The 25,830-nt window shown below is 48.1% G+C and carries 23 protein-coding genes; 8 read left to right on the plus strand and 15 right to left on the minus strand.

All coding sequences use genetic code 11. The annotated features are described in order from the left end of the window. The first annotated feature begins 31 nt into the window (after nucleotides 1-31). On the plus strand, nucleotides 32-640 hold the full coding sequence (gene slmA, locus EOE67_RS01580) for a nucleoid occlusion factor SlmA (RefSeq protein ID WP_127697289.1): 609 nt from the start codon (nucleotides 32-34) through the stop codon (nucleotides 638-640). A 15-nt stretch (nucleotides 641-655) separates the two neighbouring features. Here the strand turns inward: slmA and EOE67_RS01585 are convergent, their stop codons facing one another. The 3 genes from EOE67_RS01585 to rph form a co-directional block, all read right to left on the minus strand. Next, nucleotides 656-1,033 (minus strand): diacylglycerol kinase, encoded by a 378-nt coding sequence (locus EOE67_RS01585; RefSeq protein ID WP_338069025.1) that lies wholly within the window; start codon nucleotides 1,031-1,033, stop codon nucleotides 656-658. A 126-nt stretch (nucleotides 1,034-1,159) separates the two neighbouring features. Next, nucleotides 1,160-1,807 carry an orotate phosphoribosyltransferase gene (gene pyrE, locus EOE67_RS01590; protein WP_127697290.1) on the minus strand — a complete coding sequence of 216 codons (648 nt, stop codon included), beginning with the start codon at nucleotides 1,805-1,807 and terminating at the stop codon, nucleotides 1,160-1,162. Nucleotides 1,808-1,814: 7 nt separating this feature from the next. Beyond that, nucleotides 1,815-2,528, minus strand: a complete 714-nt coding sequence (rph, locus tag EOE67_RS01595; protein ID WP_127697291.1) for a ribonuclease PH — start codon at nucleotides 2,526-2,528, stop codon at nucleotides 1,815-1,817. 254 nt (nucleotides 2,529-2,782) lie between these two features. On the opposite strand from rph, the gene EOE67_RS01600 reads away from it, so the two are divergent. After that, nucleotides 2,783-3,643, plus strand: coding sequence for a YicC/YloC family endoribonuclease (locus tag EOE67_RS01600; RefSeq protein WP_127697292.1), 861 nt, complete (start codon nucleotides 2,783-2,785; stop codon nucleotides 3,641-3,643). Between the two features lie 197 nt (nucleotides 3,644-3,840). Here EOE67_RS01600 and EOE67_RS01605 read toward each other — a convergent pair whose 3' ends face one another. From EOE67_RS01605 to EOE67_RS01620, 6 genes are all read right to left on the minus strand, one after another. Next, nucleotides 3,841-4,974 carry a Fic family protein gene (locus EOE67_RS01605; RefSeq protein WP_127697293.1) on the minus strand — a complete coding sequence of 378 codons (1,134 nt, stop codon included), beginning with the start codon at nucleotides 4,972-4,974 and terminating at the stop codon, nucleotides 3,841-3,843. Between the two features lie 287 nt (nucleotides 4,975-5,261). Then, nucleotides 5,262-6,626, minus strand: coding sequence for a Fic family protein (locus EOE67_RS01610; RefSeq protein ID WP_127697294.1), 1,365 nt, complete (start codon nucleotides 6,624-6,626; stop codon nucleotides 5,262-5,264). Between the two features lie 252 nt (nucleotides 6,627-6,878). After that, nucleotides 6,879-7,586, minus strand: coding sequence for a DEAD/DEAH box helicase (locus EOE67_RS20765; RefSeq protein WP_240652670.1), 708 nt, complete (start codon nucleotides 7,584-7,586; stop codon nucleotides 6,879-6,881). A 30-nt stretch (nucleotides 7,587-7,616) separates the two neighbouring features. Further along, complete coding sequence (locus EOE67_RS20770; protein WP_420849748.1) at nucleotides 7,617-8,990, minus strand: TOTE conflict system archaeo-eukaryotic primase domain-containing protein; 1,374 nt, start codon at nucleotides 8,988-8,990, stop codon at nucleotides 7,617-7,619. An 11-nt stretch (nucleotides 8,991-9,001) separates the two neighbouring features. Next, nucleotides 9,002-9,319, minus strand: a complete 318-nt coding sequence (locus tag EOE67_RS21060; protein ID WP_420849749.1) for a TOTE conflict system archaeo-eukaryotic primase domain-containing protein — start codon at nucleotides 9,317-9,319, stop codon at nucleotides 9,002-9,004. Between the two features lie 19 nt (nucleotides 9,320-9,338). Then, complete coding sequence (locus EOE67_RS01620) at nucleotides 9,339-9,755, minus strand: conjugal transfer protein (RefSeq protein WP_127697295.1); 417 nt, start codon at nucleotides 9,753-9,755, stop codon at nucleotides 9,339-9,341. Between the two features lie 232 nt (nucleotides 9,756-9,987). On the opposite strand from EOE67_RS01620, the gene EOE67_RS01625 reads away from it, so the two are divergent. The 3 genes from EOE67_RS01625 (at nucleotide 9,988) to EOE67_RS01635 (ending at nucleotide 12,612) form a co-directional block, all read left to right on the plus strand. Continuing rightward, entirely contained in the window at nucleotides 9,988-10,161 is a 174-nt protein-coding gene (locus EOE67_RS01625) for an acetyltransferase (protein ID WP_127697296.1), read from the plus strand. Beyond that, a complete protein-coding gene (locus tag EOE67_RS01630; protein WP_127697297.1) occupies nucleotides 10,161-10,559 on the plus strand; it encodes a type II toxin-antitoxin system death-on-curing family toxin in 399 nt (132 codons plus the stop codon). The genes EOE67_RS01625 and EOE67_RS01630 overlap by 1 nt, the downstream gene beginning before the upstream one ends. Before the next feature lie 739 nt (nucleotides 10,560-11,298). Further along, nucleotides 11,299-12,612, plus strand: coding sequence for an ATP-binding protein (locus tag EOE67_RS01635; protein WP_127697298.1), 1,314 nt, complete (start codon nucleotides 11,299-11,301; stop codon nucleotides 12,610-12,612). Between the two features lie 90 nt (nucleotides 12,613-12,702). On the opposite strand, the gene EOE67_RS20645 is transcribed toward EOE67_RS01635, so the two are convergent. Further along, on the minus strand, nucleotides 12,703-12,810 hold the full coding sequence (locus EOE67_RS20645) for a hypothetical protein (protein ID WP_206099408.1): 108 nt from the start codon (nucleotides 12,808-12,810) through the stop codon (nucleotides 12,703-12,705). A gap of 255 nt (nucleotides 12,811-13,065) precedes the next feature. On the opposite strand from EOE67_RS20645, the gene EOE67_RS01645 reads away from it, so the two are divergent. The 3 genes from EOE67_RS01645 (at nucleotide 13,066) to EOE67_RS01655 (ending at nucleotide 18,582) form a co-directional block, all read left to right on the plus strand. After that, nucleotides 13,066-16,260, plus strand: coding sequence for a DEAD/DEAH box helicase (locus EOE67_RS01645; RefSeq protein WP_127697299.1), 3,195 nt, complete (start codon nucleotides 13,066-13,068; stop codon nucleotides 16,258-16,260). A 667-nt stretch (nucleotides 16,261-16,927) separates the two neighbouring features. Next, nucleotides 16,928-17,218, plus strand: a complete 291-nt coding sequence (locus EOE67_RS01650) for a helix-turn-helix domain-containing protein (RefSeq protein ID WP_127697300.1) — start codon at nucleotides 16,928-16,930, stop codon at nucleotides 17,216-17,218. Between the two features lie 26 nt (nucleotides 17,219-17,244). Further along, on the plus strand, nucleotides 17,245-18,582 hold the full coding sequence (locus EOE67_RS01655; protein ID WP_127697301.1) for a HipA domain-containing protein: 1,338 nt from the start codon (nucleotides 17,245-17,247) through the stop codon (nucleotides 18,580-18,582). A gap of 77 nt (nucleotides 18,583-18,659) precedes the next feature. On the opposite strand, the gene EOE67_RS01660 is transcribed toward EOE67_RS01655, so the two are convergent. The 5 genes from EOE67_RS01660 to EOE67_RS01680 form a co-directional block, all read right to left on the minus strand. Continuing rightward, nucleotides 18,660-19,781, minus strand: a complete 1,122-nt coding sequence (locus EOE67_RS01660) for a hypothetical protein (protein ID WP_127697302.1) — start codon at nucleotides 19,779-19,781, stop codon at nucleotides 18,660-18,662. 110 nt (nucleotides 19,782-19,891) lie between these two features. Continuing rightward, nucleotides 19,892-20,227, minus strand: coding sequence for a helix-turn-helix domain-containing protein (locus tag EOE67_RS01665; RefSeq protein WP_127697303.1), 336 nt, complete (start codon nucleotides 20,225-20,227; stop codon nucleotides 19,892-19,894). Between the two features lie 253 nt (nucleotides 20,228-20,480). Continuing rightward, nucleotides 20,481-21,320, minus strand: coding sequence for a DNA ligase (locus EOE67_RS01670; protein WP_127697304.1), 840 nt, complete (start codon nucleotides 21,318-21,320; stop codon nucleotides 20,481-20,483). An 87-nt stretch (nucleotides 21,321-21,407) separates the two neighbouring features. Next, the gene (locus EOE67_RS01675; RefSeq protein ID WP_127697305.1) at nucleotides 21,408-24,500 is read right to left on the minus strand and encodes a multidrug efflux RND transporter permease subunit; all 3,093 of its coding nucleotides are present in this window, start codon (nucleotides 24,498-24,500) and stop codon (nucleotides 21,408-21,410) included. After that, nucleotides 24,497-25,645 carry an efflux RND transporter periplasmic adaptor subunit gene (locus EOE67_RS01680; RefSeq protein WP_206099391.1) on the minus strand — a complete coding sequence of 383 codons (1,149 nt, stop codon included), beginning with the start codon at nucleotides 25,643-25,645 and terminating at the stop codon, nucleotides 24,497-24,499. Before EOE67_RS01680 ends, EOE67_RS01675 begins: the two co-directional genes overlap by 4 nt. Nucleotides 25,646-25,830: the final 185 nt, after the last annotated feature.

The raw sequence follows: 25,830 nt of genomic DNA on the forward strand, positions 1-25,830 counted from the left end.
TGCTGATTTCGGGTCTGATTTCGGGTCAACCATGAGCACTGTGCGCAGCGCCAACCGCAAAGATGAAATTCTGCAAGCCTTAGCGGCAATGCTGGAAAGTCATCCGGGCCAGCGCATCACCACAGCCGCCCTAGCGGCGAAGGTGGGCGTGTCGGAAGCTGCGCTATACCGGCATTTCCCCAGTAAAGCGCGGATGTTTGAGGGGCTGATTGAGTTTATCGAAACGACTTTACTCAATACCATCAATGCGATTTTGCAAGAACACAAACAAACCGAAGTCCGGGTCGAACTGATTTTGCAGATGTTGCTGGTGTTTGCCGATCGCAATCCCGGGATGTGCCGCATTCTGACCGGCGACGCGCTGCAAGGTGAACAAGAGCGACTGCGCGAACGGGTCGCGCTGCTGTTCGACAAGCTGGAATTGCTGCTGCGCCAATGCCTGCGCGAACGCAAGTTACGGGAAGGTAAAGGTTTTATTCAGGACGAAAGCGATCTGGCAAATGTATTGCTGGCGTTTTGCGAAGGCAAAATTCACCAGTTTGTGCGATCTGGGTTTACCCGGGTACCAAGCCAGCAATTTGCTAGTCAGTGGCTGGTACTACGGCAAAGTCTATTTAGTGAAATTCCAAGCGGCCTTTAGCGCATAAAGCCGCCATTAACCGGCAAATTTCTGGTAAATCGCCACACCCCACACTACCGACACCACCGTCAGACTTAAAGTTACAGCGGCCGAGCCCAAATCTTTGGCGCGACCTGATAATTCGTGGCGTTCCAGGCTAACCCGATCGGTCAAAGTTTCAATCGCCGAATTTAACAGCTCAACAATTAATACTAATAGCAGCACCGACACTAACAGCGCCCAATGCTGTGCTGATTGTGCCAGCCAAAACGACAATGGCAGCATAATGATGGCTAAACCAGCTTCCTGCCGAAACGCCGCTTCAAACCGCCAGGCGGCGACAAAACCTTTGCGCGAACATTCAGTTGCTTTCAGAATTCGGCCGAAACCACTGCCATTAGGTTTATTGATCACTGTTTCACCATTGATTTGATTAAAAAATCTGAGATCCGCAACTTTTGGGGTCAGAGTACAACTCTGACCCCATTGATTCCAGCAACAGCTTTATCGCATTGTCAGCTTAAGAAACCCTGAAGCAGCTTAAACCTTCACGCCATATTGCGCGCGATAAGCCGACACCGCTTCCAGATGCTCAACCAGCTCAGGTTTGCCTTGCAGGTAATTAATCAGGTCGTTCAGGCCGATAATCGACACCACTTTGGTCCCAAAATCACGCTCAACTTCTTGAATGGCCGACAATTCACCCTGACCACGCTCCTGCCGATCCAGCGCAATTAATACGCCAGCAAGCTCAGCACCCTGCGCCTGAATGATTTGCATCGATTCACGGATCGCAGTGCCAGCGGTAATCACATCATCCACCAGCAGAATACGGCCTTTGAGTGGCGAGCCGACTAAACTGCCGCCTTCACCATGGGTTTTGGCTTCTTTGCGGTTAAAGCAATAAGGCACATCGCGCTGATGCTGATCAAACAACGCCACCGCTGTGGTGGTGGCAATCGGGATACCTTTATAAGCAGGGCCAAACAGTACGTCGAATGCAATACCGGATTCCTGCACTGCAGCGGCATAAAAACGGCCTAATTTGGCTAAATCGCCGCCGGTATTAAATAAACCGGCATTGAAAAAGTACGGGCTGGTGCGGCCGGATTTCAAAGTGAAAGAGCCAAATTTCAGCACCTGACGACTCAGGGCAAACTCAATAAATTCAATCTGAAAAGCTTTCATGGCAACCTCAGGCTAAAACGCGTTTCTGTTCGTCGATGATTTCACGGATGGCAATTTTTGCCAGCGCCATCATGTCTTGCATTTCTTCAAAGCTAAATGGTGCCGCTTCCGCAGTGCCTTGAATTTCAATGAGTTTGCCGGTTTCAGTCATCACCACGTTCATGTCGGTGTCGGCGGCTGAATCTTCAGTGTATTCAAGATCAGCCACTGCTTCGCCTTTGTAGATCCCAACGGAGACTGCAGCAACCATATACTTTAACGGGTTGGTTTTGATGGTGCCTTTGGCGCGTAAATGGCTTAATGCATCACATAACGCCACACAAGCACCGGAAATAGCGGCGGTGCGGGTGCCACCGTCGGCCTGGATCACGTCACAGTCGAAGGTGATGGTGTTTTCGCCTAATAAGGATAAATCAACAGCGGCGCGCAGGGCACGACCAATTAACCGTTGAATTTCCATAGTACGGCCGCTTTGCTTGCCACGGGCAGCTTCGCGATCGTTGCGGGTGTGGGTGGCGCGTGGCAGCATGCCGTATTCAGCGGTGATCCAACCTTTGCCCTGACCTTTCATAAAGCGCGGCACGCCTTCTTCAACCGAAGCAGTACACAGCACTTTGGTGTTGCCAAATTCCACCAGCACTGAGCCCTCGGCATGCGCGGTGAAACTACGGGTGAAACTGATCGGACGAATTTGACTGGCTGTTCTGCCGCTTGGACGCATGAGGAACCTCTGTTTGCTGAATACACTGAATTTCAATCGGCCATTATAGGGGCATGCGCGCCGTATTGCCATCCGCAGCGCCCTCGCGCCGGTTGTCTGGTGCAAAGTAATTGCGGTTGCAGCTTCAATCAGGACGGGTATACTCAGTTTTTTGCGGTATTTTGCTGCCGTATTCATTGCCATATTTTTGCCATGCTTTGTAAAGGCTGTAGTTGCCAGCAAGCAGCGGTAATTTTTCTATTTAAGGACCTTCCATGATCCATAGCATGACCGCTTTCGCCCGCCACGAAATTAAAGCCAGCTGGGGCAACGCCGTCTGGGAAATCCGCTCAGTTAACCAAAGATATCTCGAGAGTTATTTTCGGTTACCTGAGCAATTTCGCGGTATTGAAGGCCTGCTGCGCGACAAACTGCGCCAAACTTTAAACCGCGGCAAACTGGAAATTAACCTGCGTTACAACGCCGCCAACGCCAGCGGCGAGCTGAAAATTAACGACGCTTTTGCCGCGCAGTTACTGCAATCGGCCCAGCAATTACTGGAAAAATGCCCGCAAGCGCAACTTAATGTTGCCGACATTCTGCGCTGGCCCGGCGTGATGGAAACCCAGGAAGCCGACATGGACAGCCTGCAAACCGAATTGCTGGCCGGTTTTGACATCGCCTTAAAAGATTTCCAGGCCGGCCGTGGCCGTGAAGGCGCCGCCATCGAACAAATGCTGCGCGAACGCCTCGACCAAATCTCCGGCCACGTCGCCACCTTGCGCACCCACTTGCCGCAAGCACTGCAATGGCAACGCGACAAAATGCACACCCGGCTGCAGGAAATTAAAGCCGACATCGACAACAACCGCCTCGAGCAAGAAATGGCCTTCCTCGCCCAAAAATCCGACGTCGCCGAAGAGCTCGACCGCCTCGACGCCCACATCAAAGAAACCCGCCACAGCCTCAAACAAGGCGGAGCCGTCGGCCGCCGCCTCGATTTTATGATGCAGGAATTCAACCGCGAAGCGAATACGTTGTCTTCGAAGGCGATTTCTACGGAGATTACGAATACTGCGGTGGAGCTTAAAGTGCTTATTGAGCAGATGCGGGAGCAAATACAGAACGTCGAATGATGTTTTGGCCCTATTCACACTGCACCAAAAAAACTCTAAGTCACTGATAAAAACATATTTACTGTTTCTCCCGGTTTCACACTAAGCCACCTAGCACCCTTCTGTTTGGTGGCTAAGGTGGTGGCTTGCAACCTTTTTTGCTGATGTCCTCTAAAACTACCCCACTTCGATTCACAGGATTACTCTGGCGCTCCAAGCTATGCGATTTTATACCTCGTACTCCTGCCCGCCGCTTCAGTTCTCACCAAACAGCCCAACTCAACAAGCTGGGCCAGATGTCGACTAGCGGTCGCCGGGCTTACTTTGGCAACTTTGCCGTATTGGCTATTGCTAATTCCTTCGCTGAAATCGCCGTCTAGCAAGCGGTTTAGAACTTTGACTTGCTCTTGACTCAGCCGGGTTTGATCAACCTGTTGCCAGAATCTGGTTTTTTGCAGGGTTTGTTCGATATCGTCCAGCACCTGTCGCAGGCTGGCTGCCAGAGTGTCGAGAAACCAGACCAACCAGGCGGTAATATCAGTATCCCCTTTTTGGCTTTGCTCAAGGACATCATAATAACTGCTGCGTCGCTCCAGGATGGCAACCGACATGGCATAAAAGCGGATGGACTGATGCTCTGCTTGCGCCAATGCGAGATCGGTTAATAACCTTGCTAAACGGCCATTGCCATCCTCCAGCGGATGGATAGTGATAAACCAGAAGTGCGCTATACCAGCACGCAGCAGCGGGTCTAAATTGGCATCTTCCTTCGATGCGTTAAACCAGTCGACAAAGCAATGCAGCTCGCTCTCCAATGCCTGCCGCGGCGGTGCTTCAAAATGCACTTTGGGTCGCTCGATCCTACCTGAGACAACCTGCATTGGCGCGTCGCCGCGAAGCTGCCCGCCCTGCACCCGCTGTACTATTTGCTCTCTCTGAATGAGTGAGCTATCAGACGGAAACAGCCAGGCATGCCATTGCAACAATCGTTCTAGCGTTAATGGCTGCTGCCAATTTCCAACCGCATCAGTCACCATCGCGGCAAGTCCGTCAGACTGGGCTGTCGTCGCAACAGTTTGTGTTTCAGCAATCCCCAGCTTGCGGGCCAATGATGAACGCACTTCACTATGATTCAGGCGCTCGCCTTCAATGGCGCTGGAAGTCAGAATATTTGCCAGCATGTTATCTAATACAGCCTGCTGGTTTTGCTGAATACCCATTTTGCCCAGCAACACGCCCTGCAAAAAATGTAATTGGCGTAACATAGGGGCCAACACCACCTCGTCATAACGAAAAACCTTTAACCCTGCATGCCGCTGACCAGGCCAATCAGGTTGTTGCCAAATCCACATGAGGTAGTTTCCCGCTTTGTGAGGTGAATACAGATATTAATCTAATCATCACATGAGGTGATTGGCAAGATTAATCACCTCATGAAACGTCATTCAGATTGCGATGATTCATTCATCATAAACACCAGTGAAACAAACATCACTGACTTTCCTCCTTCACCAAAGTAAGATTGATTATGGGCACGCCATGCAATATCTATTTTTGTATTGGCTATCTCTATGAAACATCGGAGTGTCTGCCCCAGCTCCGCTTCGCAGCTTGTTGATATCACTGGCTGCCACCAAAACTACAACTTCAGTCGTTGCTGCAACCCTGCCGGTGATACATAGCTCACCTCTTTGCCTTTTTTGCTTTTCGTCGGCATCAACAAATCTTCATCCACCAGGCCATTTAAATAGGTTCTGGCGGTGTTTTCAGTGATATCAAACTCGACTGCGACCTGCTTTGCGGTAAACACTTTACCGGGTTGTTTCAATGCATCTTTGAGCAACTCAAGCTGGCCACGCTTGAGCTTGTGCGACACCGGGCTTTTTTCAATCCACTCGATAAAGTGATAGAAATCCGACTTTTTCGCTGCAATGTGCGCCCGCAGTGCATCAACTGCTTTGATGATCACATCCACTTGATGGTAAATGAAGTACGTCAGATCAAAATCATCGGTCTCGGTGTAAATGTAGGCCGTGTCATAGTCACTCCTTTTTTCTTTGATGAGCTTACTGATAGACACAAACTCAAACAGCCAGTAACCGGAACGCAGCATATACCAGTAAAACAAGGCCCTGGCCGTTCTGCCGTTGCCGTCGCCAAACGGATGGATGTAGCCAATCATGAAATGCAGAATAATGGCTTTGATCACCGGATGAATAAAGCTATTAGCACTTTCCAAATGGTTTTCATTAGCGAACTCGCAAAGCGGGCTGAGCCGTTCTTTCAGCGTGGTGTAACAAGGTGGTGTATGCGCGACCTCGTTATAGATATTGCGTACATCAATCTCGTTGTCTTGTCTAAGTTCACCAGGCTTGGCATCATTATCAATCGCATTAAAAGTTGCGATCTGGTGCAGCTCTAAAATCAGATCAATGGAAAGTTGCTCGTCTTTCTTTTCAACGGCTTTTTTCATCAACAGATAATTATTGAAAATCATCTGTTCCGATTTATCTTTTGGCGTCCTGCTGGTTTCTAACATTTCTTTGGCAACAGCTCTGGTCGTCGATGCCCCCTCCAGCTGTGATGAAGTAATGGCCTCCTCCATCATCAGACTTTTCACCAAATACCTGTCTTTTTCCTTCGCTGTGATGAAAGTTCCATCTCCCAGGTCGTGGCCACCGCCAGTGCTTTTGTCGATGTGATGCAGTTTGGCGAACAGCGACTCAGGCACACAGTAGCTGAAATGTTCACCCTCTTTGTCTGCGCTTTTGTTTGCAAGAAGCATTGGCAGAGTTTTCAACATCGTTTTTCTGGCAAACTTCGTCGCTACCCACGCAGCCTCTTCAGAAATGCCGTTGGGCACCCGCCACATGAACTTATCCCAATGAAGGTAAAGCCCTTCTTCGTTTGTTGCACCGAACTTGCCAAACAAAGCGAAGTACTCAGCAGCAGGCATGCTTTGTAACAGTTCACCCAACGATTTTGGCACTCTTACCCTAGCCATAGCTTTACCTTAAACGCAATTAATATAATTTGAGTTTAATTATCACTGGCAGCATGTCAACGAAAATATTAATTTTTGCGTTTTCATTGTGGCTATTCCAGTGTTTGCTTGCACTTGGTTCTGTTCCGACAGTTTGGATCATCGGTGAACGATGCATTTGTTCTGACGAACGCACCTGAGATTAATTACGCACCTGTGAATCAAAAATCATTGAATCAAAAATCATTGAATCAAAACGGATGAAGACAACTTTCACGAGTCCGCTATTTTGTACCCCATAGCCTTGTAACTTTTCTCACGTTTGGCAAACATCCGCTGCAACATCGGAAAACCGCAATCGACATAGTCGTGGATGGTGACCAAAGTTTTACCGGTAGACTCGCGATGGATCCGACCGGCGTATTGCGCCAGCGCGCCTTTCCAGGCGATGGGCATTGCAAGAAAAAGCGTGTCTAACCTCGGTAGATCAAAACCTTCTCCAATGTATTTTCCGGTGGCAACGACAACTTTGGCCGTCTTTAGATGTTCATTGGCACTTTTGCGGTCGGCAGCCTTCATGGCCCCAGTGAGAATAACCGAATCAATCCCTTTATCTTGCAGCAGACGATGAAGCATTTGCGCGTGTTCACGCCGTTCGGTCAGCACTAATGGATGTCGCTGCGCATCAATACTTTGCAGGATATCCGCCACAATCCGGTGGGTGCGGGACTCATTTTCCACAATGGCTCGATAGGCATCGGTTATTTTCAGTCGCTCTTCAGGTGAAGCTGATTCTAATTTCGCAGCATCATGCAACTGATGGACTTGCACCTCCTGATCGAATTGGTCTTCAGTTTGCGATTTCACTTTATGCCTGATAGGGCCAGCTGCCATGAAGATAATTTTCTGATGGCCGTCTTGGCGTTCTGGTGTCGCGGTCAACCCTAACATATATTTAGCCCGAACTTCGTTTAATACCATTTCAAAACGCGGGGCAGAGACGTGGTGGCATTAATCCACAATCACGTGACCATAATCTTGCACCAGTGACAAAATGCTATTGTCCTTTAAGTTGATCAGACTTTGATAGGTAGCGATATCAATGACACCGGTTGGCTTTTTCTTGCCGCCTGCTATCACGCCAATTTGGGTGTCTGGTAAAAATGCGCTCAGCCTTTCCTGCCATTGCTCCAGCAACTGACGACTATGCACCAGTATGAGCGTATTTACTTTGCGTTTTACAATCATACCTATCGCAGTCACTGTTTTGCCAAATGCGGTCGGCGCATGCAAAGTGCCAGTGTCGTGTTTTGTCATTTCCTTGACAGCAAGTTGCTGGTTTTGCCGCAACGTCAACAGTGGCTTTAAACCAACCAGCTTTTTTCCCACGACTCGTTTGTCATCAAATCGCGGTTCAATTTTACATTCCTGAAGTAACTCAATTGCCTCATCGAGGCAGCCACGTGGCAATGACAGGTAACCTTGTTCAATTCGTGCGCATGAGATAAATCTTGGAATGCCATGGGTGGAAAAACGCAGCCCCTGAGTTTTGAAAAACACCGGATTTGCAAAGCTGGCTAAGCGTCGCAATCTGGCCACCAGGACTGCTGGAGTTTGGTTCAGGTCAAAGTAGATGCGGTCCACTAAAGTGATGGTTAAATGGGATGGAGCATTTTTCAGGATGAACTTATCAGGTTTTGCCGTAAGCTCCCAGGGAGGGCGCTGCTCAATGACTTTCTGCTCTGTCAGTATTGCTGTGGTTGGTGATAGCAGGCTGAGTAATCTGGCTAGCTCTTGTGGTCTGACTCGCTTCATCTGTGCCAGAAATTGCCATTGATCGCCGATTAACCTCAGATCTGCATCTACAAATGAACTATTACCGGCGAGCCTTGCTTCTCGTTGCAAAGGCAAAGCAATCAAGTTGCCAAATCCGCCTTCAGGCAGAATATCCTGATTGGGAAACAATCTGTCATAGGAATCAAACGACAGATGAGGAAAAACTTCCATCGCTTTATCAAGCAGAGCAAAACCCAATAAACGCGCTTGCTGAGCAGACACTTTATCTTCAAAGAAAATCCATAAATGGGCACCGTTACCAGAGCGGGAAATTTCGATGGCATGAGGAATATCAAATTCCACACAAGCCTTCGACATGGCTTTGACTTCATCTTGCCAATGTCCTTTATCGAAATCTGCAGCAAGCAGATAACAGGTGTTGTCGTGCAGCAATGGATACAAACCGACGATTTGCTGGCCTGCCAAATGACGATAGATCACCTGATTGGACAACTCGGTGAATTGCCGGTGCTGGCAATCCTGGCATTTTATACGGGGTTTATGGCAGATCCCCTGCACCCATTCATTCGCGCCATCCTTGGCGCTCACCTTTCAGGCAGTCACCCTGTGCAAAACGGCTCTCCTGCCGTTTTGTCGTTATTACAAGCAACCGCATAGCCACTCCGACCTTGCTTATTTTGCCAGCGGTTGGCAAAAATATCCTGTCGCCCGCGAAACAGGTCGCGAAATATTGCAATTTTTTGATCTTTGGTAAGAATGGCGTCTGAAGTGTAACTCGGTGGCGGTCGAAGCAACTCTTCCTTGCGCGCTAACAGTTGGGACTTTTCATGCTCAATCTCTGCCAGTCTGGCATCGATATCAGCCAGATTGTCAAAATGCTGTGAGCCAACTTGATTTTTAGACATAACAGAATTCATTTTCCTCACTGCTGTAGAATTACGAACGCTGCTCGACCTGAAGTTTCATATTGCGTAAATAAATTTTGCGGTTGAATCGACTCTTTACGATAACTTTGGCATTCACTGGCACCTGAGTGGTTTCACCCTTGTTGTAACGCACCAGTTCATCTGAGGGTTGCCAGGCTACACCTAATCGCTCTAACGCTTGTTCTGATACCGCTTTAAACCCGCCAACAGAAGCTAACATCGGTTTTCCGGTAATACTGCTGATCCGGGCTTTAGCGTATAAGCCGTAACCAATTTTTAGTAACTTACCTTCAGCAACTAATTTCCGGAGCGCTCGCCCAACCTGATCATAACCACCCAGCTGAGCAAAATCAGTACGTAGAAAAACATCCCGCCCTGTGTTAGCAATTTGCTGTTCAACCTGCTGCTTTAGACTGAATTTGGCCACGAGGCGCCTCCAACTGCTACGATTTGTAATTTAACAAAAATACGACAAATCCCCAAGCAAAAATACGACACTTTGTTGTACAGGCTTTAAACAAGCATCCAAGATGACACATGTAAATTGCTCAATATGGTTACCGAATCTGGTGCTGAGACTCCACCGGGTGTGGACTTTAAGTCGACACTTTGAGCTGTCAGGTTTAGAATCAATAGCGATCAATGTTAAGGTGACGAACATGGAAAATAAACTAGCCAAATACGGTGTGGCGGAGCCAGTAAATCGCCCCAAAATCAAGCCTACAAAACAGCTAGATTTGAGCACTCCAGAGGGCCAACGATTGGTCTATTCTGAGGCAAAGTTGATCCTCTCTCAGCATAAGAACACTTTCAAACGCTTGGCTGCCATGTGATGAATCTGATTCATTTTCCCGCAGCTCGGGTGATTGAGATCAATGCTTTTATCCTTGCGACCGAACCAGGCAATAAAGGTGCTCCGGACAAAGGCAAACTGGAGGGTGCACTTTCACGGATCGACAACGCGATGTTGTATGAGGGTCTAGATGACGTTTTCGAAATCGCAGCCAAATATGCGCTAGCAATTGCACAAGCTCATGCTCTCTCTGATGCAAATAAACGGACAGGGTTGATGGTTGCCTTGGAATATTTGTCTCTTAATGATTTCGAAGTTAATGTTGAACGTGAACTCATGGCAGACGCTATGGTCGACCTGGTGTTAGGCACAATCAACGATAAACAGTTTGCTGACCTGCTTTATGACTGTTTCCTCAAAGGCCACAGTTCGGTCTAAGTTCACATTACATCGCGTGACGTATTTATTGCCCATCAAGAACAAAGATGTATCACATCGATAACCCTAACGATCCCCAGAGTAAAAGTTCGTTTGGAAATGCTTGTCGCAGTGAACAATATGGTTACCGAGTCTTGTATAGACTCTACTTGAATATCTGGCTGTTGCTGCGACTGCGGCTTCAAGTTAAGGTAAATCTGAGAAATTTGATGCGGCAATGATGCTCCTGATGCTTCGAAAAAATGATAATGAAGCCCATTTCAAAAGTGCTTAAATTTCAAGCGATTACAACGCCTTTAAAGCACGAGATCGATTCAATCAATAAATTTTTCACTGCGTTTTTGCGCTTTTTTTAGCGAGGGGTAACGTGGGGGGTAGTTATAAAAATAACAACCAAAATAATCTTCAAGATATTGATTTAAATAGATTTAAAAACAGAAAAATACAGGCAGATCCAGAATATTGAATAGTGTTTATTGACGTCCGAAATCGTCCATTACCAATTGTATTTCAATCATTTACCAAAACATAGCATCCACCAACGTCCACTGACACCCACCATTACCCTCCCACTTTAATGGGGGATACTGGCATTTACTCGCCAACCAGTGCGGGATACAGATCATTCTCAACACTTTTACGCGCATAAAATTGGTTTTTTTTACATTTTTATGCGCGTAAAAGTGTGCGTCGGGTTATAGTATTGACCAGTAAACGATCTTTTTGGCAGGAAATATCGATGCAACGCACCTTACTCAACGCCTTGCTGGTGTGGAAAAGCCAAGCCTTGCGTAAACCCTTATTGATTGACGGCGCCAGGCAAACTGGTAAAACTTTTTTGCTGAAAGAACTGTTTGGTAAGACTTTTACCAATGTCCTTCGCATCGACTTTCTGGAAAATCCTGCCTACAAAGAGGCATTTGATGGCTCGCTTTCACCAGATGAGCTGTTGATGAACATTGAGCTGATCACTAACCAAGCGTTTAATCCAACAACCGACTTGTTGATTTTAGATGAGATTGGCGAGTGTGAACGTGCCGTCATTTCGCTCAAATATTTCGCGGAAAAGGCGCCCACTTATTATGTAGCGGCAAGTGGCTCAAATATTGGTTTGTTAAACACTTTTCCCGTGGGTAAAGTCGAGCAATACAACTTACGCCCGTTAACCTTTAAAGAGTTTATTTATGCGTCCCAAGAAGCAGCGTTAATTAAAGCGTTTGATACACAAGCAAATTCTGCTGCTGCGCATGCAAAATTGATGGACAAACTAACAGATTACTTCTTTACGGGTGGCATGCCAGAAGCCGTTGCCGCCTGGTACCAGTTCAAAGAATTGGGCATTTTAGATCGTGTTGAAAAGGTGACTAAAATTCATGCCGATTTAGTCGAAGGCTACCGACGAGATTTTGGTAAATATACCGGTAAGGTTGATGCGACACTGATCGAATCGGTATTCAATAACATCCCTGCACAACTGTCACTGGTGATGGACGAATCAGTTAAACGCTACAAGTTTAAAAATGTCCATGACCGCAAATCCCGCTACAGCGATTTTGAAACCGCGATCCACTGGTTAAAATGCTGTCGCCTGGTGTTGGCAAACTATCCCATTGAAGGAATGCCTAAATCACCGCTTGCCGCCTATAAAAAAGACAATATGGTGAAGCTGTTTCTGTTTGATGTGGGCCTGCTTCACCATATGCTGGGAACGCGCTTTAGAGAAATTAAACAGCAAAACTATGAATATAAAGGATATATTGCTGAGAACTTTGTGCAGCAGGAGCTCACCGCTATTGGCATCGACCCCAGCTACTCTTGGCATGATGCACGTGCCGAAATTGAGTTCATCATTGAAACGAATGAAGGCGATATTGTCCCGGTCGAAGTCAAAAGTGGCAAACGCACCAGGGCTAAATCGCTGGCGTCCTACGTCGAAAAGTGTGCGCCAACCAAAACATTCAAATTAACCGGCACCCAGGGCTCTTCAGCATTAGAGCAAACCAACATAGTGCTGCCGTTGTATTTTACGCAGTATTTGCCAATGAAGGGGTAACGGCGATCCGGAAGTTGGTCTAAGCCTCGATATTTAGTCAGAACGGAGGTAATTCGCTGACGGAATTACCGATCTGCAACCACATGGTAATCAACTCCAGCCATTGTTCAGATCTGTATCATGCAAACGATATCGAAAACCAGCCTGATGCAGGCTGCGGCGTACCAGCATTTCTGGCCTGGTATTTTTGTTTTTGATGGCCTAAAAATCTATTCCTCTGTGCTGCGTCTGAAACACCTCAACAATAAATCACCGAGCTATAGAAACGAAGCGCTTAAGCGAAAATGCTTGAGCGCTTTAACTTACTGGTTCAATCTCAACGATGATTGACGATAAATGTGTCATGACAAATCCCTAATGACGGGATATTGTAATATTGCCCCCCTATAAGGTACTAAAGCCTCGAAATCGTCTGTAATACAGGACAGGATCTAAGGGCATGAAAGGAATCTGATGCAACAACTTGGCATTTATGAGCAATTACTTACCCAGCTGATTGAAAGCCGATTGGATCGTGTACGTTATTACGTTGACGAAAGGCCACTCAGCACGAACGAAGCTGCGAAATGGCTGGCAAATTTTTTAACGCCAATCTTCGAATACGCCATTGCCGCAGTTCCATCTGGCGATTCGCAACTCTACGATCAAATCGATTTGGCCAATAAGCTGTTACTATGGTTAAAACAGCAATTCGCCGAGCAGCAATTCTTTGAAGACAACCTGATTGATTCCCAGGGAAAAATACTCCGCGCAATCTATGACACACAAAATCCAATCGCAGCAAACCTACACGATTATGTTGCGGGCGTTTTTCCACTCACTGGTCTTCGGCAAAGCGAATTGTTTTGCGGCAGTAACGCGGGTATCTCGTTAGAAACCGAGTTGAAACGGGAGATATTGTCAGCTGACAAAATCTACTGGCTGGTGTCATTTATCAAGTGGACCGGGATTCGCATCTTCAGTAAAGAACTCGAAGAATTCACCCAAAGCGGGCGGCAGTTAAAAATCATCACCACGTCGTACATGGGTGCTACCGACGCCAAGGCGGTGGAATATTTAGCCCAGCTCCCCAACACCGAAATCAAACTCAGCTACAACACCAATCGCGAACGCTTGCATGCCAAGAGCTACTTGTTTTTGCGAAATACCGGCTACCACACGGGTTACATTGGTTCTTCCAACCTGTCACATTCGGCATTGACCAGTGGCTTGGAGTGGAATCTCAAAATCACATCTAAAGAGATCCCACATATTATTGAAAAATCACTCAACACCTTCGAAACCTATTGGGCGTCCAAAGAATTTGAATTGTTTGACGGCTCTAAAGCCAGCAAAACCAAACTCAGCCAAGCCTTACAAGCATCCAATACGCAAAAGGAAGAAAACTCGACTTTCTTTTTTGAAGTAAAACCGTACGCGCATCAACGTGATATTTTGGAGCAATTGGCCGTCGAGCGACAGGTACATGGCCGTTACAAAAACTTGGTGGTTGCAGCGACAGGAACCGGCAAAACACTGATCTCTGCCTTTGATTTCGCTCGGTTTTTAAGGGCTAAACCGAACGCAACATTTCTGTTTGTTGCCCACCGCGAAGAGATCTTAAAGCAAGGCAGAAACGCTTACCGCGGCGTACTTCGTAACAGTAATTTTGGTGAATTATGGGTTGGCGGCCAGCAACCTGATCATTATCGACAGTTGTTTGCTTCTATCCAAACACTTAATAGTCAGCTCGATACGTTAAAACTCTCGCATGATTACTACGACTACATCGTGATCGACGAAGTGCATCACGTCACAGCACAAACCTATCGTAAACTGCTGGATCACTTTACACCGCAGATCTTGTTGGGCTTAACCGCCACACCCGAACGACACGATGGCGGTGATGTACTGGCTGATTTTTGCGGCGTGATTGCCGCAGAGATCCGATTGCCTGAAGCGATTAATCAGCGGCACTTGTGCCCATTTCAGTACTTTGCAGTTGATGACGATACCGATCTTCGCAAAATCAGCTGGGCGAGTGGACGTTATGACGTAACACAGCTGACGAACCTGTACACCCACAACAGTAGCCGTTTGCATAAAATCGTGTACGAAATGCAGCGAGTGGTCACTGACATCAATCGGATGCGCGCACTGGCGTTTTGCGTCAGTCGTGATCATGCCAACTACATGGTTCAGCAGTTTCTGCTAAAAGGGATCAAAGCGGACATTCTAATCAGCGACAACAGGGACGAAAGTATTGAAAAACAACAAGCGCTACGAAACGGCACTATCAACGTCTTGTGCGTCGTCAATATCTTTAATGAAGGGGTCGATATCCCTGAAGTCGATACTTTGTTGTTTTTACGGCCAACGGAAAGTTTAACCATTTTCCTGCAACAACTCGGCCGAGGCTTGCGCTTAGCTGACGACAAACAATGCTGCACAGTGCTCGATTTTGTCGGTAATTCGCGCCCTGAATATGACTTTGCCAGCAAATTTCGCGCACTGATTGGTCGCAGCAACAAAGCAATTTCCAATGAAATTGAGCAGGGTTTTCCAAATGCGCCGCTTGGTTGCAGTATTCAACTGAGCAAACAGGCACAGGAACTGGTGTTAGCCAATATCCGACACGCCATTTTTAACGCCGCCCGATTACGCCAAGCAGTGCAGAATTATTCGCAGCACCATAGCGAGCCTTTGAATTTAATTAACTTTTTGCGCTTCAACCCGACTTTAGACATTCAGGCCTTGTATAAACATCGCGGCTGGGTGCAGCTGTTGCAGGAAACAAATGCACTACCAAATTACCACCCTACTCTGCCGGAGCTCAAAGTAGCGGAAGCCAACACGGCCGGTTTTTACACAGCACCTACTGAAGCACTACAAAAAATGTTTAAACGTGCAATTGTGACGCGGTTTCTGGGCTGTGATGACTACCAGTACTTGCAGTATGTCAGGCAGCTCTGTCTGGACGGTTTTAACCTAAGTGACCTACAAGACGTTCGCGCACTGATGTGCCACTACGATTTTTGGCAAGCCACAGGACAGGCAGCTGGGTTTGAAAGTATAAAGACCAGCTTAAAAGCCCTCTCGCAGCCTGAACTATGCCGTGAACTGGCTGAAGTTTTAACCTGGCGGATGCAGCAGATCAAACATCACCAAGCGGCAATTGCTGACTTGCCGGATGTGCCACTGCGTTTGCATGCCCGTTATGCACGTGAGCAAATAATTACCGCTTTTGGCGCTACGACATTTGAAAACCGAGTTGTCGTGCGTGAAGGTGTTTACGTAGTTCAGCAACTTAATATCGAATTATTGTTCGTGACTCTGAATAAAAACCCAAAAGTGTTTTCGCCCAATACCATGTATCACGACTACGCGATTAATGAAGCATTGTTTCATTGGCAATCCCAAAACAGCTCACGACCAGACGCAGGTAGAGGTTTGGAATATATCCAGCACAAAGAAATCGGCAAACGGCTGTTTTTATTCGTACGCGAACAAAGTGATGACGAATTCGGCAACACCATGGGCTTCGTCAACTTCGGCGAAGTCGACTACGTGAGCCACACCGGCTCACAACCGATGAATATAGTATGGCAACTCCGCAATCCAATGCCTGACTTTATGTGGCACGAGACTGCGAAGTTAGCGGTGGGGTAACTGTTCAATCACTACCACCCCGCCACCTGCAAGCGCTGTTTAATCCCTGCCGACTGGAACTGCAGGCTGTAACCTGCGCAGTTGTAGGCGATGTTGGGCAGGGACAGCGCGACTTCGGCAAAGAACCTTTTTTGCTCTGTTTCGCCGTGCCAGGCTTGTTGCCACCAGTCGGTAATTTGATGCCGTTCCAGCTATCGCACCAGTTTTGCTGGTTTCATGGATAGGGTCTTGATATGACGATGGTATCGACACAGAAAAATATCATGTCGAAAAAATTCAAATAAATCGAACAGTTGTACACGTCCTTACGGTATATCAAGTCGCTTTAAGCAGCGAACATCTGTGTACGAGATGATGGCTGATATCATTCTTCCGCTAACAGGCTTAACATCGAATGTGATTGAGATGCCAGAAGGAGCGGAGCGCAAAAAGGCAGCATAGCTGCTTGCTGCACCCGCGATTAGAATGTAGAGATAAATAATTGGAACAACAAACATCTACATTGCTGATTCGAAACCCAATAAATCACCATTATCAGTTAATTATTTAGAATAACACCCCTTATGCCTCATTTGATCACCGTTACCAGTGATTATATTTGAAATTTTTCAAGGCCACTCTATAATCACCAAACATAGTGATTAATGACGACAGAGTTCCTCCTATAATGGCAAAGAGAGTCACCGCTTCAGATATGCCGAGTTCAGCGTTTATCGATAACGCAGAAGTACTGGGGCAACTGATCAAAGCGAAACGAACAAAGCTCGGTATTAAACTAGCCGACTGTGCCGCACTCTGTGGAATTGGCATCAATACCCTGTCACGCATAGAAAACGGGAACGCGAATTGCACATTAGCTGCGGCATTCTCTGTCTTAAACGGCTTGGGCATTAAACTGACTTCGAAAGAGCTGATGCTGATCACGCCCCCATCAAGTGAAGAAGACGAGTGGGTTTGATGATAGTGAACACTGAAGCCTTTAACATGAACGCCTATCAACTGCATGTCAGATATGGCGATGATATCATCGGCACATTGGCACTGGATAACACCACCAGCCTACTGAAACTTAGCTATACGGCGCAGTGGCAGCAACAGGGGTTTGCCATTTCGCCTCATCTGCCGCTGAATAATCAACATACTCCAGAAGTCGCCTACAACTATATTGATAACGTCCTACCCGAGGGCGAAGCGCGAAAACTACTGGCTGAAAACTTGGGTGTTTCTGAAAAAAATGTTTACTCGCAAGTTCGCGCTATTGGTCATGATTTAGCTGGCGCAATAACCTTTAGGCCTGCTCAACAGAGCCAATCAGATGAGAGTCTGCCCATTTTCAGGCTACTTGAAGAGCCAGAGCTCATCGCCCGACTGAATATAAAAGAAGAGTTTGGCTTACTCACATGGGATGACAAACCACGACTCAGCGTGGCTGGTGTACAGGACAAATTAAATGTCTTTCTTGATGAAGCTGGTAACCTTGGCTTTGGTGACGGCTCATTGTGCTCCACTCATATCCTGAAATTTGAACGAAGAAACTGCCCTAACCTCGTGTTGAACGAATTCTTTTGCATGAAACTCTCAACTGCCGTCGGCCTTCCAACCGCAGAAGTGGTATTTAGACGATTCGGTTCTCACCCGGCACTGGTCGTGAAACGATTTGACCGCAAATACGTTTCAGAGACGCAAAAAGTGATGAGACGTCATGTCATCGACGGCTGCCAAGCACTGAATTTACCAAGAGATCACAAATATGAACACAATCTTGGCGATGGCAGAGACGTTCAACACATTCGGGATGGAGCCAGCCTGCCAAAACTGTTTCAGTTTTGCAGGGGCATGTCTTCCCCCGTAGAAAGCACACAATGGCTGATCCTCTGGCAGTTATTCAATTTAATGATCAGCAATTACGACAGCCACGGCAAAAACGTCTCGCTGTACTTCGATAAGCAAAATACCCGATTTACACCCGCCTATGATTTGGTAAATATCGCAATGTTTCCACAGTTTAAGCATGTTTTAGCCATGGCAATTGGGGACCAGTTTGAACCGCAGGATATTCATGGCTATCAGTTAGCTGACTTTGCTGAAACCTGTATGATTGATAAGAAGTTGTTGTCGCGACTGTTCGTCGGGCTTGCAAATAAAGTGATCCAGCAACTCTCTGATCAAGGCTCTGGCAGTATTCTGATCAATCACCTAAAAGAGCAGCCCGATATCACAGCTGACGATATCCAGTATTTTAAGGTCTTAAGTGAGAATATCATCTCACGAACAACTTATCTAAAAGCACAGGCAGTCGAAATTCCGTTTATCACTGTTTAGTTTGAGTAACCCGGCCAAAGTGTTTGGCATACAACAAGGCGACCAAACGGCGTAGACTGAATCCCTAAACGCCAAACTCACCAGCTCATTATCGCCAGTCTTCTTAACAGAGCTTTTTTACCCTGATGCCGGGCAACAAAAAGCTTAAAGCGACGATCAAATTCGGCTTGTTCTGCGTTAAACCGATAGGCGCCAGCAAGTTGCTGCAGATAGTCAGCTGCATTGTCGTAGCCACTGGCACAAAACCGTGCCGCCTGTTGTTCAGCCATTTGCCAAATCGCATCGCGCTCTTGATAAATCTGTGTCAGCTGTTGTGCTTTTTCAACTTGTTCCGCCGCAAATTTTTTCGCCTGAGCAAGCGCTTGTTCCTGCATGTATTGCTGCGCGGCCAGCGCTAAATAAGGCGCCAATATTTCCGGCTCAAGCCAATGGACATAAACCGCTTGTGCAGCCGCTTGCGCTTGGCGGGTCATTGCCAGTGCCTGGCTCAGCGATAACTGATTTTGTTCAAAGAGAGTTGTTAACAACTGATTTTTCTGCAAGTCTGTCAACTGATTGAGCCAGGTCGTCACCTCAAGCCGGGTCTGCAGGACGGAGTGACTTGGATGGTCTGCCAAGACTAAAGACAGCGCTGTTACTGATTCGAAAGGAACATCAAACAATTTGCCAATGGCTCGTTGGGGATCCGTCAACTGCTGAAAATCTAAATGAAGCAATGGGATAGGCGCAGGCTGTTGTTTTAGATGCAAAGCTCGTAGCCACATCAGGTAGATTAAACGCCAATCTCCTTGCATCAGTTCGGCGCGCAGCAACGCCAGATGCGGGAAAAAATCGTTTGTATCGTCCTCGGTAAAATAGTCTTCGTACTCTTCAATTGAAAAAATTAACAATTGCCAGGATTGTGTGTTAACCACATCAATATTGATGTCGCTTTTCGGTAAAAATGCATCGGGAATGGTGCCTGAAGGCAACTTGATGTATACATCGATATTGCCCCAATCTGCATAGTAGAGGCCAATATCAAAATTATTCAACATCACATCCGCTGGCCCAGCTTTTAAGCCACTGTAGTGATACCCAACCTGAAAAGAGTTTGCCGTAATCTCGGCACGGCTTGAAATGGCTCGTAACGCTGACCGTTGTTTGTTATCTAAGTAACCATCCACACATTCAAACCGATAACACTGAAATTCACTCATAAAGCATTTATCACCGTTTTAACTTTGAGACAGGTAACATCTGTCAATGCAGATCCCCAAGCTTTGACTCACAATTTTCAGCCATTGCCCTGCGACGGCTTAATCAACGATTAAGCCGGAATGCCAAGACCTTGATGCAGTCTCCAGATCATTTTTAACGTCAGTGATCTTTTATAGTTCAGGATCTCATAGACACGATTGCTTTTGCCGATCATCGGCTCAAGATCCTTCACTGTTAGACCTTTTCGCTCCATTTCAAACTTGATAGCTTCAACAGGATCCGGTAAATCCAGCTTATAATGTTTTGCTTCATAAGCTTCAAGCAATGTCACCATTACATCCAACTTTTCGCCGTCTGCGGTATCTGCTTCGGCCATCATCAGATTTTCAATTTCCTGGAGTGCCGCACGGTAGTCGGCATCCGTTTTAATCGGTTTGATGTCCATGAATGCTCCTTCGGCAGTTAAATTGTTTGTATGGCGATGTTGTTTTATTGGCTGTGCTGACTTGTAAAAAAACGTATAAGACTCGTCAGAAAAAAGCCTAAAACACCCCAATCTTCATTTTGCGATCTACCAACTCGAGCGTCGCAATCACAACATCACAACGCTTAACTTAGCCCCAAACTAAGGCTAGCATTTAATCGATGTTCAAGCGCATTAAACAGTATAAAGCTCTTGCGCCAACGCCTAAAACCCCTCACTCCAACTCCTGCCTAACCCGTAAAAACCGCGCAAACCTCGGAAGCCCCTTATTGGTAAAACCGTTATAGCGGTAGGTCACCACAGTGCCAATTTTCGGTGGATTTTGGCGCAGCGCGTCGGTTAAACCACTGCCGAGGCCAAACGTTTTGCCTTCGGCGGTTTTTACCACTAAAGCGCCAACCATGCCCTGGTATTTGCCTTTGCCCGGGCGGTAGCCGATGACTTGCGCTTCGGTGTCCTGATAACTTTTCAGTTTCAGTAAATCGCTGCTGCGGCCGGTTTTATAAAGCGCATCCTGATGATGCAGCATCAGGCCTTCGGCGCCTTGTTGTTCCAGCTGGCGCAGTTTTTCCAGCAACTGTGTTTTATTTGCAATCCGAAATTGCGGGATCAGGGTTAAATATGGGCTGTTGTGTTGTTTGATCAGAATTTGCATCGCGCTGATACGCTCGGTAAAGCTGCCGGGAGCGTTTGGTAGTTCAAAGATATGGTATTGAATTTTCTGCCATTCGTGGTCTTGTGGCTGTAATTTACTGACGATACTGAAGGTCGCAGCAAACTGATTGCGGCCGATCCAAAGTTCGCCATCTAAGGCTGTTTTTGGAAAGTCAGCCACAAACCAGATCGGCGCCGCGATGACCTCACCGCCGCGACTGATCAGCTGTTTGCCGTCCCAATAGGCCCGCACGCCATCGAGCTTTTCGCTGATCCAATACTGCTCTACCGCAATACCTTCGCGGTAGACTTCGGCCAGCAACAAATCAGGTTTACTGGCCGCCATCAAGAACAAGCAGCAGAGCAACAGCAGCACACGGCACTTAATTAAATAACACATAAACACACTTTAAGTTAACTTTTAATTAACCAAAAGTGTAGTCAATGCGCCGTGTTCGACAAGCCTGAAATTAACGTAAATGCAACACTACGATTTTACTGCCACGGCTGATGTCGATACTTGCTGCCGCCGTTTTTCTAAAAACAGCCGATCCAAGGTCAAAAACACCACCGGCGTGGTCAGCAACGTCAGGATCTGACTAAAGGCCAGGCCACCAACAATCGCCACCCCCAGCGGCACCCGCAGTTCCGAACCGGTACCAAACCCCAGCAGCAGCGGCACAGCACCTAAAATGGCCGCCAGTGTGGTCATCATGATTGGCCGAAACCGCACTAAACAGGCTTGATGGATAGCTTCTTTGGCGCTTAAACCTTGTTCACGCTGGGCTTGCAGCGCAAAATCGACCATCAGAATGCCGTTTTTCTTCACAATACCAATCAGCAAAATGATGCCAATCAACGCCATAATCGAAAAATCCAGGCCCCAAAGCCATAACAAACCAATGGCGCCAATTGCGGCCGAAGGCAGCGTCGACAGAATAGTGAGTGGGTGAACGAAGCTTTCGTACAACACGCCAAGAATGATATAAACCGCTAATAACGCAGTTAAAATCAGCATCGGCTGACTGGCAAGTGACTCCTGAAACGCCTGCGCAGCGCCCTGGAAATTGCCGCTGACCGCTGCCGGCATATTGAGCTCTGCCCTGGCTTGTTGCAGCGCTTGCACCGCATCGCCCAAAGCGACGCCAGGAGCCAGGTTAAACGACAAGTTCGCTGAAGGCTGCATGCCATGATGCGCAATCACCACCGGGCCACTTTCGGCTGGCAGTACTTTGGCAAAAGACAACAACGGCACCATTTCACCGCTCAGCGGCGATCGCAGGTAAAAATAATTCAGGCTATCGGCGGTGCCCCGCTGCTCCGGACTCACTTCCAAAATGACATTGTATTGATTGGTTTCGGTCTGATATTCGTTAATTTGGCGCTGGCCAAAAGCGTCATACAACGCTTGATCCAAATCGGCGGCGCTAAAACCCAGCCTTGCAGCCGCCTGCCGATCAAGCTCCAACCGGATAATATTGGCATCCCATTGCAGGTCATTGGATAAGTCGGTGAACATCGGATTTTGCCGTAGTTTAGCGGTTAACTTATCGGTCCAACTGGCCAGCTCATTGCTATCCAAAGCTTTCAGCACATACAAATACTGCGCCCGCCCTTGGTTTGCGCCCAGGTTTATATCCTGTGCGGCGCGTAAAAATACTTGTAAACCAGGGATTTGCGCAAACTGCGGTCGTAAGCGGTCAATCACTTCACTGGCCGTGGCGCTGCGATCATCCGGATCGCTCAGCACCACCCACACCCGGCCCGAACCGGTTGAATTGTTACCACCGACCGCATGGTTAAAACCGGTGATATCCGGGTCGTTGCGTAAAATATCTTCCAGCTGCTTGTGCTTGGCAACCATATCTTCATACGAAATATCAGAAGCCGCCTGGGTCGAACCAATCACAAAACCGGTGTCCTGCAACGGGAAAAAGCCTTTGGGGATCATCACAAAACTGGCGACGCTGCCGGCAACCGTCAGGAAAAACACCGCCAGCATGGTGCGTTGATGATCCAATGCCCAGGTCAGCACTTTGTCATAACGGTGCATCAGCCGGTCAAAAAATCCCGGATGCGCCGGGTCATGGTGCGGCGCTTTGTCCATAAAGAGTGACGCCAGTGTTGGCGCCAGGGTTAAACACACCACCACTGAAATTAAAATGGCGGCGGCGGCGGTGAGTGAAAACTCCAGGAATAACCGGCCAATAATGCCGCCCATAAATAGCAGCGGAATAAAGGCAGCAATCAACGACACACTAATAGAAATGACTGTAAAACCAATCTCTTGCGCGCCTTTAAGCGCTGCCTCGGTTTTGCTGTAGCCAAGTTCCAGATACCGGTGAATATTTTCAATCACGACGATGGCATCATCGACGATAAATCCGACCGCAATCACAATCGCCACCAAAGTCAGGTTATTCAGACTAAAGCCAGCCACATACATAAAGGCACAGGTGGCAATCAACGACACCAACAGCACCGCAGTGACGATTAACGTCGCCGACCACTGTCGTAAAAACACTGCCATCACTGCAATCACCAGCACCACTGCAATACCCAAGGTTAGCTCCACTTCGGCCAGTGAGGCGCGAATGGTGCGGGTGCGGTCGTTAAATACTTCGACTTTGATATCGGCTGGCAGCGCGGCCATCAATTGCGGCAAGGCGGCCTGGATCCGATCGGCCGTAGCCACAATATTGGCGCCCGGTTGGCGACGAATAATCAGCGCCACACCAGATTCACCATTAGGCCAAATTTGCACAAAATCGTTTTCAGCGCCCAGTTTCACCTGCGCCACATCACGCAAATACACCGGCGAACCATTGTCATAGCGCACGATCAGCTGGTCATAGTCTTCGACGGTAAACATTTGATCGTTCACCGATAAAGTAGAGACCCGGCTCGCACCAAACAAAGCGCCTTTCGGTTGATTAACACTGGCTTTTTGCACCACAGCACGGATATCCGCCAGCGTCAGACCCGCAGCAGCCAGCACTTCGGGCTTGGCCTGAATGCGAATGGCCGGTTTTTGCTGACCGCCAATAAAAACTTCTCCGACCCCATTAATTTGGCTCATTTGCCGCGCCAGCACGGTTTCGGCCAGATCACTGACTTCGGTGCGCGACAGCGTTTCGGAGGTGACACCAATAATTAAAATCGGGCTATCGGCCGGATTGGCTTTGCGCCAGGTCGGCAAATTGGGCATATCCGGCAGCCTGCCAGCAGCCTGATTCAGCGCTGCCTGAACTTCCTGCGCTGCAGCATCGATGTCTTTTTCCAGCACAAATTGTAGGGTAATGCCGACAGAGCCAAGCGCACTGGTGGAGGTCATTTCGGTAATACCCGGCACCGAGCTTAACGCCACTTCCAGCGGCGTTGCCACTGCCGAAGCCATGGTTTCAGCACTGGCGCCCGGCAGCCGCGCATTCACTTCGATGGTTGGAAAATCGGCTTCAGGCAAAGGCGCAATTGATAAGCGCGGAAAGGCCAGAATGCCCATCAACACCAGCGCGCAAGTGAGCAGCACTGTGCCAATCGGGTGATTCATGCACCAGACAAATAAACCACGGCTGTTCATTGCGCTGTCCCTTTTTTACTAAGTTCAGCGTTGGCTTTCACAATGCCCGTTGCCGCAGGCGTCACTGCAGAAATGGTCGCGCCTGGTCGTAACCGGCTTTGACCATCGACCACCACTTGCTGGCCAGCGCTAACGCCAGTCACCACAGCTAATACGCCTTCGCTATGCAGTAATTGGATTGGCTGCACTGTCGCTTTACCTTGTTCCACTTTCCACACAAAGCTACCTTGCGGCCCTTGTTGCACCGCTTTGACCGGCACCGTCAGCGCCTGCTTTAATTGTTCGGTATTTACCGCCACCACCACCGATTGCGCTGGCCATAACCGGTGATCCGGATTGGCAAAATCAGCTTTAACCCGAATAGTGCCACTGCCGCTGGCCACTCTGTTATCCACCACCGTCAGTTTGCCGGTAGCCAATAATTCGGCACCATCCTGTAAATACGCCTGTACTACAACGGGTTGCTGTTGCCGGATTTGTTGCATCAGCAATTGCAGTTGTGGCAACCGCGCTTGCGGTAACGCCATTTCGACACTGATTGGGTCCAGTTGCACCACCGAAAACAGCCCTTGGCTATCGGAAGGACGCACATAATTGCCGGCATCAACATTACGAATGCCGACCTGGCCGCTGATCGGGGAAATAATTTGGGTAAACGACAACTGCACTTGCTGCGCATGGATGGTGGCCTGAACGCGACGTAATTCAGCTTGTAACTGTTGCACCTGCGCTTGCTGCTGATCTTTTTGCTGCGCCGAAATCGCCTGGCTTTGGCGTAAATCCTGATACCGTTGTAAATCACGTTTGGCACTGTCGAGCTGCGCCTGCACTACATCCAGTTCGGCTTTGGCTTGCGACAGAGCGGCGTTAATGGCCCGGTCGTCAATTCGCGCTACCAGTTGACCTGCTGTGACAAGCTGTCCTTCCTGTACCAGAATTTCCTGCAGCAGCCCGTCCACCTGTGAACGGATCTCGACGCTTTGCTGTGGCTTCACCTGACCCAGTCCGCGCAGCCATACCGGCACGTCCTGCACCTGCACTTGCGCCAGTTGCACCGGTACCGGCGGAGCTGATGATTTTTCCTGTGCCTGAACCATGCCTGCTAACAAACACCAGCCGGTTAATAAGCTTACTGCTACTTTCATCCATTGACTCCATGCGACCGGCATTTTGGCGCCAGTCTATTGTGCATAATCGTATTTACGGTAATTCATACCGACAGCATTCACTGATTCAAACGCCCCGCACCAGAGTCGGGATCAACAGATGCGGTCAATTCCACTATAGCATCGACCAACAACCAAATTCAGATAAGGTCGCGCGCTTTTTG

This window comes from Rheinheimera riviphila, assembly GCF_004005945.1.
Lineage (GTDB): Bacteria > Pseudomonadota > Gammaproteobacteria > Enterobacterales > Alteromonadaceae > Pararheinheimera > Pararheinheimera riviphila.